Here is a 12,583-nt window from a genome sequence, read left to right on the forward strand (position 1 = left end):
AAGGCTAGGAGCCGTAGTTTTTACGGTTTCCTAGCCTTTATTGCGAAATATAATTTTAAATATTTTTATTCAGAATAAATTTACTTATTACCTCGGCTACGCCGTCATTGTCGTTAGTATCTGTAATATAATCGGCTTTTGCTTTTATAACGTCGGAAGCATTGCCCATCGCTACACCAAGACCGGCATATTCTATCATTGATAAATCATTTTCACTGTCACCAATTGTCAAAACTTCTTCCCGCTTCACATTATACAGCGATGCCAACATTTCTACCGCTTTGCCTTTGGAAACCCCTTTTCGGGTAATTTCAATATTATATTTGGAAGAATCGACAATTTCTAACCGATCAATCGTTTTTAACTCATTTCGCAAATCATCAATTAACGCCGCATCTTTAAAAATTAATTCGCATTTGACCATATTATCCCGTTCCTTACATAGCACCTGCCGCCATCGCTGCCAGGAATAAACAAATTCAATATCCAGGTTGTTACTTCTTACACCTAGTAGCCTAGCAAGTATATGGAAAAACTTAAACATAATATTACCGTAATAAAATTTATGCGGAGTGCAAAAATAAGGCCTTGTATTATGACGGCGAAATATTTCAAGCAGTTCCAGGGATAACTTCTCACCGAGAACGTCCTTAAAAATTACCTTATCACAGTCTTTTTCTTTTATGAATGCTCCATTTGATGCAATAACCGGTGACTTTACACCAATGAGATTAGAATAATACTCGGCGTCAGTGTACATTCGTCCGGTACTTATTACGATATGAACCCCCTGCCGGTGAGCCTTTAATAGGACGTCCTTCGTTCTTGGCGTAATTTTATGCTTACTATTTAAAAGCGTCCCGTCAACATCGATACAGACCAGTCTGTAGGCCATCCTAAAATCCTTTCCTAATACCGCAGTTACCTATATATTGCACTTTGGCCCAGACCTTATTCCTCTATATAGAAGACATCAGTCTAATGTCCGCAGCACTTTTTGAATTTCTTGCCACTGCCGCATGGACATAAATCATTGCGGCCTACTCCGCCTGATAGTGTTTCATCAATTTCTTTCTCTAAAGCGTCTTTTTGTTCAATTAACGGCGCAACAACTTCACAGATAGCCATTTCACTTTTTCCGGCTGCTGTCAGCGCGTCAGTTCTCTGCCAGATTTGTTGATTAATTTCGATATATTGCATGATAAGCGGATGATCTAGGATTGGCTGTAGAATACTATCAATCGGTTTCCCCTCAAAGTTTGTCTTGTCATCTGAAATAAACAGAATTTTATCGCCTCTGCCACGCGGGGTAACGTCAATTAGCTGTCCGTCATGGTTTACCCACACCACCCAGAATTCCGCTTCAAGCATTACCGACGGCCATTCCCAAATAGCCCAGCCGAACTGGAAATCGCCGCCATCTTTCACAATTTTCAGGGCTACATTTTTAATACAGTCTGTGTCTTGGCTAGCCGGAACGGTAGTGTCAACAGTTACGTATACAGGCTGGCGGTCCTCATTAATTCTATGGCATAATTCTTCAACCTCTTTGGTAATTTTGTTTGGTACTTTAATTTTCATATCTTTCCTCCAATTAGCCAATTTTGCCACACATCTGGGCAATATCCCACCGTTGTCTTAGACCCATTCCGAACTATAGGCGTTCGAAATAGCAAAGGATAATTTAGTAGCATTTCCTCGATATTATGAGCTATATATTTAAGATTACGTTTTGCATATTCTTTGCCGGTCTTATCAATTAGATTCTCCAGACCGATAACAGCCTTTACTTTATCTAACTCGCCTTTACTCAGCCCGCGTACCGTCAGATCAACAAAATGATAAGGTATTGAGCGTTCTTTAAAAAAGCGCTCAGCTTTTCGTGTTTCCTGGCACTTCTTAACCCCAAAAATTTGGATACTCATGTTTACCTCCATCTAGCGAAAAGGTTAGCCCCTCCTAATTTAACTGACTTTCAGCAAATTAGCAAGGACTAACCTTTATAAAGTTATTATAAATATTCAATGACTAGTCAGAAAGTCTATAGCAGCCTCCTCTGGAATGGGGCGACTATATATATAGCCTTGAATACAATCGCAACCGCAATACCTTAATAGCCTCAGCTGTTCCTCTGTCTCTACACCTTCAGCTACAATAGACAATCCTAGTGAGTGTCCTAGATCAATAATGGAGCCTACCATGTGCAGCTGTATTACATCGTCTTCTACCTTATCAATAAAAGACTTATCGATCTTTAGTACTCCTACCGGCAGGTTTCTTAAATAAGTTAACGAGGAATATCCTGTGCCAAAATCATCAAGCGCTAGCGTCACTCCAAGTGACCTTAATCGGCAAAGCTTTTTTACACTGTCTTCGATAGACTCAATCAGAACGCTTTCGGTAATTTCAAGCTGAATTTGTCCTGGATCTACCCCGGCAGCTTGGATGCACGTGCGCACAGAATCAACAAAATCATCTGCCATTAGCTGACGCGGCGAAATATTGACCGAAACCAAGATATGCTCCTTACCCATATCAGCTAAGCGTTTAGCAAACCGGCAAGTTTCTCTCAGCACCCATTGACCGATTGGTAAGATAAGGCCGCTTTGCTCGGCTAAAGGAATGAATCGAGCTGGGGAAACCCACCCATGCTCCTGGCTGTTCCAACGAAGTAGCGCCTCAAAACCGACGAGATATTCACCGTCTGGATTCATTTGCGGCTGATAATTAAGCGAAAGTTCTCCCCGCTCCAAGGCGCGGCGCAGACTGTTTGTCAGCATCATCGTTTCGTATGCTTCCTGAAGCAAGATAGGTTCATAAAACCGCCAGCAATTTTTTCCTGCCTTCTTAGCAGCAAACATTGCGCTATCAGCCTTCATTAGAATGTCCTCTGCCGTTTCACCGTCTTCAGGATAGAACACTACCCCGGCACTGGCTGACATATGGATTTTATCTTCTGACACCTCATACTCCTGACAAAGCACTCCTATTACCTTATCTGCGATTTGGACAGTCTTTTCCCGGCTGAATTGCCCAGGTAGGACAATTACAAATTCATCGCCGCCGACACAGAACACCCGAGCCGTTTCCCCAAAAGCACGCACGAGATTCATGCAGACTGCCATTATAATATTATCGCCGAAAGAATGACCAAAATTATCGTTCACTGACTTCAGTTCATCGATATCGACGAGTAAAATGACACCGCTAGCCTCACCGCAGCGTGCTTTTTCCATTTCTGCTTCCAAAAACAAGTTCAAACTAGCACGATTGGGCAAGCCTGTCAGTGCATCATGGTAGGCCATCTGGCTGATCTTCGCATGCGTACTCGCCCGTTCTATAGCTACTGCAGCCAAGTCGCCAAACTGGCTTAATACTTCTAAATCGTCCTCACTAACAGGGTGGATTATATCGAGCCAGCTTACAGCTAGGATACCCTTAACCTTGCCGGCTTGTTTAAGCGGCACCATAATGACGGTCGTTGAGCGGTCTAATCTTTCATCATTAATTCGATGAGGATAGTTTCTATAATCCTCAATGTAAAATAACTTACCGGTCTTATATACATGGCCTTGCATTCCTAATCCAATAGGCTGAGGCTCCATAATACGTGATTCATCAATACCGATCCCATAGTGTATGTAAAACTCTTTTCCTTTCTCATCAGATAGCCCAATATAGCCTGAGTCGGCCTTAAGCAGCTGGACGGCGTTACGCATTATAGTCTCCATAAGTTCTTCCATCTCGGTGATTGGCCGGGTCAGCAGGCTAGTTGTTGCCCGATATTGGCGTTCTCGCAGTAGGAGATTTTCTTCGGTCTGCCGTCTAACCTCATTTTCTTCCCTTAAACGGTTATTCGTCTCACCGAGCGTATCGTTAATGGCAGCAAGTTCCTCGTTCATAGCTTCCATTTCCTGATTGGCAACCGCCAACTCGGCTGTCCGGTCAGAAACTAAGTCTTCCACTCTTTCACGATGCAACCGTAGTTCGCTTACCATCTGATTGAAGTTGGCCGCTAAAATTCCAATTTCATTTGAAGAATTGCCGGTAAGGTGCACTGCTAAGTCGCCACTTTTTATTTTGTTAGTTGCTTCAACAATGTTAGTTAAGGGGTTGGTAATTCGCCGCGAAAACCAACGCGTTAGCAGTGCTGATAGTGCCAAAACTATAATACCGACAAGCGTAGTCTTTATAGTTACATCTCTCATAAAAGCCAACGCAGTACTCTTCTTTTGAACAACAATAAGACTCCAGGGCTGCGAACCCGGGATTGGAACTATCCTATAAGCACACACATAATCATCACCGTTTAGATCGGTGTATTCACCTACTCCGGTTCCTCCGGCCATAACGCTGGCAACAATAGCCTGCAGGGAAGGTGCAACTTCAAAGCTTATTTCCTGGGTGATTTCGTTATTTTTTTCGTCTGTTAACAGGCGGCCGTCAGCGTCGCGCAGCGCTACCTTCTTTTTCATTGTTTTATAATTATAAAGCTCTGCGACCTGTTTCCTATCGGGATGAGCAACTGCAATTCCTGAGTCGTCTAGCAAATAGGCATAACTGCCGTCATCCGAGCTAAAGCTATCAACCATTTGCTGCAGCTTTCTGATTTCCATGTCAGCCATTAGCACGCCCACAAGGCGGCGGTCATCATCATAAATGCCGTGAATAATACTCGTAATAGGTGACCCCGAACTTAGCGAATAGTATGTACTTGATATATATGACTGCCTTTCAGTCATGAATTTCTTAAACCACCATCTTTCCGCCCGGTTACCCAACGGTCCGCTTGAACGAACTATTTGATCGCCGTTAAGATTGTGAACAGCTACAACCTGAAAGTAAGGATACTGCCATACAATATCAGAAACTAATTTTTGCCGTTCCTCCTGATCAGAATTAATAAGACAGTGATTTTTGGCCATCAAACCGTTAATGCTGTAAGCATTTTGCATAAATTGGGAAATGTTTGATGCCAGGCTCTCCGCCATCATAGAATTATTTTGCTGCATTTTCTTTTCATAATCTACTGAAACCAACCAGTAGCTAATTGTGAGAACGGCGGCAAGTGTGATAACTATTAGCAAACTTATAATAATCATCAGTTGATGACGAATTGAGACAGGCATATTAGTCCGCTCCCCTTCGATTAGACATTACACATAAGACTTATACATATTTCTTCTTTCTTCCTATTTTGACAAATTCCTTGAATTCTTGTCATAAAAAATCTTTTTAATTAATCTAATTTTCCTTAGTCTATAAGCTTATATCTCTACAATAAAAGCGGCACCTGTCGGTTTAACCGGCAAGGCGGCCGCTTTTTCACACACAATATTTATAAAGATATTATCAAAGTGTCTGATTTGCATTATCAACAGTAACTTCTAAAACTGCCCGTATCCAAGGAAACCGTTTTTTCATTGCTTCATATTCTGCTCCTGACTTTATAAACTTGGCGGTACCTTTGACTAGGAAACCCGTTCCTGGTCCGTTAAAGCCTTCAACTTCTTTGCTTCCAACAGTGAGCTGCACCTTATTATTCTTAGCAATATTATCTTCCGTTTCATTCATATAACCGGCCGGGATAAGCAACTTATCTCCAGCTACCTCAATATAACTATTCCATGAATTGACCAAATGCGGCCCGTCCGATCCCTGGGTAGCAATTGCGACAACACCTTCATGTTTAAGAATCTGGTGAAATTTTTCTGGTAGCATATTATCCCTCCACTTCTACGGCTAAATTTTCCTGTGCTATCCTGCTGTAACCTAGCCAATCATTACTATTCTGCCCAAGTAAACTTTAAATTAGGCCCCAAAATGTTTTTAAGTCAACCCTTTCTCATTAAAAACATGATATATCAATATTCGACATATAAATCGTAGCAGGAAAAATATAGTTGCTAAAAAGGAGGTTTCCAGTATGACCCGGATTTTACTACTTTTATTGCTTGCCTTATTTTTAATAGGCCAATGTGCGTCAGCAAGTCCAAACTTGGCTGTTATCTCTACCTATTCTTCAGCCACATGGCTACCTGCAGATGTAAACAAAAACACTTGTAAAATGGTTGATGATTATCTAGCTGATCGATATTTTGCCGTAGTTTTTGATGGAAGCAAAACCGTAAATCGCAAAGAACTAGCAAAAAAAATTGGGCAATTAGATGGGGGCTGCGTTGTTCTAATCGAGCTGCAGTGCTTTTATGATCCACCCTATACTAAAGCCCGTCTGGCCTCTGATATAAAGCCGACTGATACAGTGGCTACCGTTTTAATGAATTATTCTGTTTATATGCCTTCGCAGGATAAATGGTTAGACGACCGGATTGTTCAGCGTACAGTTTTCCGCGATACTGTTGTTCCCCTTGAGAGAGCCTGCCAGGAAGCCGTTAGGCAGGCATTGCCGAAGCTGACGGTTAAAATGGACAGTCTGCCAGATGATAATCTATTCGGCAAATAGGTTCCGAATTTCTTCTTCAGACATTTTGTTCAAGAAATTTTCCCCAGGTTTTATAAGCGTATCAATCATTTGTTTCTTCCTTTGCTGCAGCTCATAAATCTTTTCCTCAATTGTATTTTTAGCAATCAGCTTATAAACCTGCACAACATTCTTCTGCCCGATGCGATAAGCTCTGTCGGTAGCCTGGTCTTCAACCGCCGGATTCCACCACGGGTCAAAATGAATTACAACATCGGCGCCCGTTAGGTTTAGACCAGTCCCGCCTGCCTTAAGCGATATAAGAAAAACATCTTTATCACCGGCGTTGAAAGCCTTAACAAGCCGCATTCGTTCCTCGGCTTTAGTAGACCCATCCAGATAGTAGTAAGACATTTCAAGAGCATTTAGTTCTTGCTTGATCAAATCCAGCATACCGGTGAATTGAGAAAATAATAAAACCCGATGGCCGCCGCTCACAGCATCTTTCAATATCTCCTGCAGCATATCCAGTTTGCCGCTGCCGCCGGAATAGTTATCAATAAAAAGCGCAGGGTGACAGCAGAGCTGCCGTAAGCGAGTTAATAGCGATAATATCTTAATATGACTTTTCTCCATGCCGTTTGCCTTTAACTCATTTTCAAATTCAGTACGCGCCTTAACTAACCAAGCAGCATAAACTTTTGCCTGTTCCTCAGTCATCTCACTGCTCATCTTACTTTCAATCTTCTCCGGCAATTCTTTGAGCACTGTTTTTTTCATCCGCCGCAAAATGAAGGGCTTGATATGGCGGCTTAGCTCATGCAAGGCTTTTTCATCGCCATTTCTAACAATCGGCGCCTCAAATCTAGCAACGAATGCTTTGTGAGATCTTAGATAACCTGGCATGATAAAGTCAAAAATTGACCACAATTCGGTCAGGGTATTTTCGATAGGCGTCCCAGTTAGGGCAAAATAACATTTTGCCCTGATTCTTTTTACCGCTTTAGCATTAAGGGTGTTGGGATTTTTAACATGCTGGGCCTCGTCAATGAAACAGTATTTAAAGCGTTTAGTTTTATAGAATTCAATATCGCGTTTGACCATACCATACGAAGTAACAACTATATCGGCCTGATCAATTTCGTCAAACTTGTCTAGCCTCTCTTCTTGAGAACCAGAGAGTACAAGGACGTTTAGACTTGGAGTAAATTTGGCAGCCTCGTCCTGCCAATTATACACTAACGAGGTAGGGGCGATAACTAATGAGGGCTGAGTCTCCTCTTTTTTCTCAGATAGGATAAAAGTAAGAACCTGCAGTGTTTTTCCCAGTCCCATGTCATCAGCTAAAATTCCGCCTAGACCATAACTGGCTAATGTTTTCAGCCATTTAAAGCCGGTTTTTTGATACCCTCTCAACTTGCCGCAAATATTTTCCGGAACAGCATAATCTATATCAGCCGGTTCACGAATATCCTGCACCATTCTCTTAAAGGTGCTACTTCGTTCCAACTCAAAATCATCCATTTCTCGCGCTAAGCTATCCAAATACAAAGCGCGATATTTGGGCAGCTCAATTACATCTTTCTCGATATCAGCTAGACGGAGGCCAAGATCTGCAACTAGCCCGGCAACTGCTTCGAATTCGCTAGAATCAAGCGGTATAAACCCGCCTTCAGGAAGACGATAATACCGTTTTTTGAGTTTATAGGCTGCTAGGAGCTCAATGAGTTCTTTTGCATTCATATTTTGGTACTGTAATGATAGTTCCAATAAATCGCTTTCGCTGTTTAGCCTGATACCGGCTACAATACGCCCGGTAGGGCGAATTTTTATATTCTTGAAATCGTCCGAATAAAAAACTTCAGCGATATCCCTTAACTCTGGCAGCCCCTCCTGCAAAAAACAATAGGTTGCTTCTTCGTCAGTTTGAGTCAGTTCTCCGTCAACCCATTTAAAGCCATAAGCAGTAAAAAGGTCTATTAGCTTATTCTCATCGACGAATGATCGCAGAACCCATTTATCATTAAATGCAATCTGATCTTGGGCCGCAGCATCGCCAGGATTGATTATAACCTCACCATATCGAAATTCGACTCGAGCACTCATCCCAACGCCAGCCTTGTCTAAATAAACAGATTTCTCTAAAGGCTGCTTATAGAATCTCTTAAACAGCATTTCGTCTATCTTGACAGGGACAATTCTTTCCAAGGCCGGTAACATTGCGGAGTGAAAATCCGAAATAGCCGCAGTAGGGATGCTTATTGCCGGTTTACGGGTTTCGCTAAAGCACTTGATAAGCGGTTTTATGTAGGTTGCAAATTCCTTATCAACCTTGTAAATTACCTTATCATAATATAAATAATTGCAGTCGGCGTCCAACCCGTACATAAGCTGATCAGGACGATCAAGTTCCAACTTAAGTCCACCATCAATCGCATTAACAAGGAGTCTCAGTGGCGGTCGGGCGCTTGTTATTTGCAGGGCGGCTATTTCTTTGTGATTTATGACGGCGTTAAACGGCTGCTCCCCCATAGCATCAAAAAATTGGCGCAAACTTGAATTAGTCAGTTTAAATTGTCTGGGATCTGCGAATACCGAGCCTGCCGCTGCATAATAACTCCAAGTTTCTCGCTGTTTTTCCTCTGTATAAGCATCATTGAGAATTTTTAGCAGGCGCTCAGAATATTCATCGAATTTCATATTGGAAGGCTGTAATGTAAAGCTTTTACCATAGACAATTTCTTGACTATTCTCGAGAGCTGCCAGCAACTGGGGAATGTTTCTCAGGACATACATTCTACCATTGCCAATGAGAAATTCTAACCAGCACGCCGTTCTGTTCGACTGACTATTAAAGTTAAACTTTACTGCTAACTTAACAGAAATATCAGGACTTTGTTTAACCTCGCTTACGGCATTTTTCTTGAAAAAATTCAGTAGTTTTTGGGTGGCCGAGGTAAGAGGCACATTTCCAGGTTCGAAATAGTTTGCCCAATCCTTTTGAATAGACTTTAATACAGCGATAATATGCTTGCATGCCCCGTTATAGCTATAAAAGGCGGGGCAATCACAATCAAACTTTTTAATTTTATCTTGGGCATCAAGCTTTACATTTATGGTATACAGCTCGCGCCCCTGAACGCGGGCCTGGAAAATCCGTTCATCGGGATAAAAATTCACTTCACGCACATAGCCATCTCGGTGATACTGGCATCCTCTTGTGTACGACGAGCCCAAGGCTGCTTCTGATCTGATCTGTCCGTCTGTCAACATAAAAAATCCCTTCTTAGCGCTAAGCATGTTATCTAATTATTATATCATGCCGTTACTTATAATTTCGCTATACGTAAATACTTGGAGAAAGACTTTCCAGTCTACTATCGCGTTTCGCAATAATCTTCCTCCTATAAGCCAAAATAAACCGGAACCGATTTAATTCGGTTCCGGTTTTTCTACTTGTCTACATTTAATATACAGAAATAACTTGCGTATCATAACTCCAATTCTTCAACAAGTTCATCAAGCGGTACTTCGATCTTTTCATCACTACCGCAAGGCATGACAACCGCCAAATCCGTCCGTTTGTCTACCGACTCAATCCAAACCGGCTGGCCATTATAGGTAACTTCTATGAACCTAGGAGAACTAATAATTTCTATTGCCCTATTCTCCAGCATAATCAAACACTCCTTTCAATTTTAGTATGAGTATTATACTGAAAAATATCCTAGCCGATAGAAAAGAGTAAATGCGGGCATTATACTTTTCTCACATTCTATTCAAAACAGTTGACAAAATAGCATAAAATGTTGCATTATGTAACAATGACCACATATAATTTTGTATTTTTAGCAGAAAGGAGAATTATAATAAAATGGCACTTGATAAATATGATAAAGCGATTATAAGTGCTTTACAACAAGATTCTTCAATATCTAATTTGGATTTATCAAAATTAGTTGGTTTGTCTACATCAACATGTTTGACAAGAACAAAGAATCTAAAAGAATCAGGTGTTATCAAACAATTTACTACCATTGTTGATGAAAAAAGACTCGGTATGGAAACGACTGCATTTATTATGATAGCTTTGTCTCCACTTACCAGAGAAACTACTAATTTTTTCTTACAGCAAATTAATAAGATTCCACAAGTGCTTGAATGCTATGCTATTACTGGTAATCCAGACTATCTTCTAAAAGTTGTTGCTAAAGATATGCAGACTTACAAGGACTTTGTCATTGATTCACTTATGGCTATACCAGGGGTGAGTCGGGTGGAAGCTAACATCGTCATCAATACGGAAAAAAGAACCTTCTCAATACCTGTTGAAGAAGAGTAAGTGTAAAAGGGGTAGCTGTGTTGGATATTAATAATTCAAATAACCAAGTAGAACGTGGCCTCAAGAATCGTCACATTCAAATGATTGCGCTGGGAGGAGCCATTGGCACAGGGCTGTTTTACGGTTCAACAGCGGTAGTAAAAATGGCCGGACCAGCTATTACTTTATCTTATTTAATCGGTGGCATTATAATATTTTTTATCATGCGAGCTTTGGGTGAAATGTGTGTCGAACATCCGGTGTCAGGTTCGTTCAGTCAATTTGCATATCAATATTGGGGCGAACTTCCAGGCTTTATAGCGGGATGGAATTATTGGTTTAATTATGTGGTCGTTGCTATGGTCGAATTATCGGTTGTAGGTACCTATATTAATTATTGGTACCCTGATATTCCAACATGGGTTTCGGCACTGGTATGTTTAATAGTTATTACCTCCATTAATTTGGTTAATGTAAAAGCCTTTGGAGAGTTTGAATTTTGGTTTGCTATCATCAAGGTTTTAGCAATAATTGGTATGATCGTTTTTGGTATCGCAATGATCGCTTTTGGTGTTGGTAATGGCGGACAACCTATTGGTATTAGTAATTTGTGGACGCACGGCGGTTTTTTGCCAAATGGCATACAGGGAATTATTATGTCATTAGTTTTAGTCATGTTCTCATTTGGTGGTATAGAGCTAGTTGGAATTACCGCTGGTGAAGCTGAAAACCCTCGCAAAACGATTCCACAAGCCATTAACCAGGTCGTATGGAGAATTTTACTGTTTTATGTAGGGGCTATGGGGGTCATTTTAGCAATATTCCCTTGGGATGAAATGTCGGCGGTAGGCAGTCCTTTTGTTCAGATCTTTTCCCATGTAGGCATCCCCTCAGCAGCTAACTTGTTAAATTTTGTAGTTCTTACAGCAGCATTATCTGCTTATAATAGTGCATTATATAGTAATGGCAGAATGTTATATGGTTTGGCGGCACAAGGCAATGCTCCGAAAATCTTTGGTAAGCTAAATTCATCGGGTACACCAGTCGTTGCGATATTAGTTTCCACAGTGTTTACACTCTTTACGGTATTATTAAGTTATTTAAACCCCGAAAAGGTATTTCTATATTTAATGGCGGTAGCTACAATTTCCATTATTATCAATTGGGCGATTATTTTACTTGTACAGATAAAGTTTCGTAAAAACAGAGAACAGCCCAATAAACAGCTATTGTTTAAAATGCCGTTATATCCTCTTACATCGTATATCTGTTTGGCTTTTTTAGCTCTTGTTGTCGTTATTATGGCCTTCTTGCCTGATATGCGGTTCTCGTTGTATATTGCACCTGTATGGCTACTATGCTTGTATATAGGTTACAAATTTAAAACAGCAGCAAAAAAATAATAGCATTGTCAAACTTGTCTTGGTTACTTCCAATATTAATGAAGGAACTTAATTAACCCCCCTCAGAATACTGAGGGGGGTTAATTCGTTGGAGCGGGTGATGGGAATCGAACCCACGTGACTAGCTTGGAAGGCTAGGGCTCTACCATTGAGCTACACCCGCATATGGAGCTGGCTAGAGGAATTGAACCCCCAACCTGCTGATTACAAGTCAGCTGCTCTACCAATTGAGCTAAGCCAGCTTTTAGATGGTGCCTCAGGGCAGAATCGAACTGCCGACACGAGGATTTTCAGTCCTCTGCTCTACCGACTGAGCTACCGAGGCATGTGAACATCAGCGCAGAGCTGATAAAAAAAATGGCGACCCGGAAGGGACTCGAACCCTCGACCTCCGCCGTGACAGGGCGGCATTCTAACCAACTGAACCACCGGGCCGTA

The 12,583-nt window shown here is 41.3% G+C and carries 10 protein-coding genes and 4 tRNA genes; 3 read left to right on the forward strand and 11 right to left on the reverse strand.

Translation table 11 applies throughout. From position 1 onward, the window contains the following. Positions 1-55 precede the first annotated feature (55 nt). From GX348_10895 to GX348_10915, 5 genes are all read right to left on the reverse strand, one after another. Entirely contained in the window at positions 56-895 is an 840-nt protein-coding gene (locus GX348_10895; protein NLP42671.1) for an HAD family phosphatase, read from the reverse strand. Positions 896-978: 83 nt separating this feature from the next. Continuing rightward, positions 979-1,581 carry a hypothetical protein gene (locus tag GX348_10900; protein NLP42672.1) on the reverse strand — a complete coding sequence of 201 codons (603 nt, stop codon included), beginning with the start codon at positions 1,579-1,581 and terminating at the stop codon, positions 979-981. After that, positions 1,578-1,925, reverse strand: a complete 348-nt coding sequence (locus GX348_10905) for an ArsC family transcriptional regulator (GenBank protein ID NLP42673.1) — start codon at positions 1,923-1,925, stop codon at positions 1,578-1,580. Before GX348_10905 ends, GX348_10900 begins: the two co-directional genes overlap by 4 nt. Positions 1,926-2,021: 96 nt before the next feature. Further along, positions 2,022-5,129: an EAL domain-containing protein gene (locus GX348_10910; GenBank protein NLP42674.1), complete on the reverse strand. Its 3,108-nt coding sequence runs from the start codon at positions 5,127-5,129 to the stop codon at positions 2,022-2,024. 223 nt (positions 5,130-5,352) lie between these two features. Continuing rightward, the gene (locus tag GX348_10915) at positions 5,353-5,721 is read right to left on the reverse strand and encodes a pyridoxamine 5'-phosphate oxidase family protein (GenBank protein ID NLP42675.1); all 369 of its coding nucleotides are present in this window, start codon (positions 5,719-5,721) and stop codon (positions 5,353-5,355) included. A 205-nt stretch (positions 5,722-5,926) separates the two neighbouring features. Here GX348_10915 and GX348_10920 point away from each other — a divergent pair, with 205 nt between their 5' ends. After that, positions 5,927-6,463, forward strand: a complete 537-nt coding sequence (locus GX348_10920) for a hypothetical protein (GenBank protein NLP42676.1) — start codon at positions 5,927-5,929, stop codon at positions 6,461-6,463. Here GX348_10920 and GX348_10925 read toward each other — a convergent pair. Both GX348_10925 and GX348_10930 read right to left on the reverse strand, forming a co-directional pair. Continuing rightward, positions 6,449-9,694 (reverse strand): DEAD/DEAH box helicase, encoded by a 3,246-nt coding sequence (locus tag GX348_10925; GenBank protein NLP42677.1) that lies wholly within the window; start codon positions 9,692-9,694, stop codon positions 6,449-6,451. The two genes, GX348_10920 and GX348_10925, sit on opposite strands and share 15 nt — an antisense overlap. 218 nt (positions 9,695-9,912) lie before the next feature. Continuing rightward, positions 9,913-10,098, reverse strand: a complete 186-nt coding sequence (locus tag GX348_10930) for an H-type small acid-soluble spore protein (GenBank protein ID NLP42678.1) — start codon at positions 10,096-10,098, stop codon at positions 9,913-9,915. A 197-nt stretch (positions 10,099-10,295) separates the two neighbouring features. Between GX348_10930 and GX348_10935 the strand changes: the two genes are divergently transcribed. Both GX348_10935 and GX348_10940 read left to right on the forward strand, forming a co-directional pair. Then, entirely contained in the window at positions 10,296-10,763 is a 468-nt protein-coding gene (locus tag GX348_10935; protein NLP42679.1) for an Lrp/AsnC family transcriptional regulator, read from the forward strand. A gap of 20 nt (positions 10,764-10,783) precedes the next feature. Next, complete coding sequence (locus tag GX348_10940; GenBank protein ID NLP42680.1) at positions 10,784-12,145, forward strand: amino acid permease; 1,362 nt, start codon at positions 10,784-10,786, stop codon at positions 12,143-12,145. A gap of 89 nt (positions 12,146-12,234) precedes the next feature. Here GX348_10940 and GX348_10945 read toward each other — a convergent pair. From GX348_10945 to GX348_10960, 4 genes are all read right to left on the reverse strand, one after another. After that, positions 12,235-12,308 (reverse strand) — tRNA-Gly (locus GX348_10945). A 3-nt stretch (positions 12,309-12,311) separates the two neighbouring features. Continuing rightward, a tRNA-Thr gene (locus tag GX348_10950) sits at positions 12,312-12,387 on the reverse strand. Between the two features lie 7 nt (positions 12,388-12,394). Further along, positions 12,395-12,470 (reverse strand) — tRNA-Phe (locus GX348_10955). 33 nt (positions 12,471-12,503) lie between these two features. Further along, positions 12,504-12,580, reverse strand: a tRNA-Asp gene (locus GX348_10960). Positions 12,581-12,583: the final 3 nt, after the last annotated feature.

The sequence above is a fragment of the Veillonellaceae bacterium genome (assembly GCA_012523975.1).
In the GTDB taxonomy this organism is placed as follows: Bacteria; Bacillota; Negativicutes; order JAAYSF01; family JAAYSF01; genus JAAYSF01.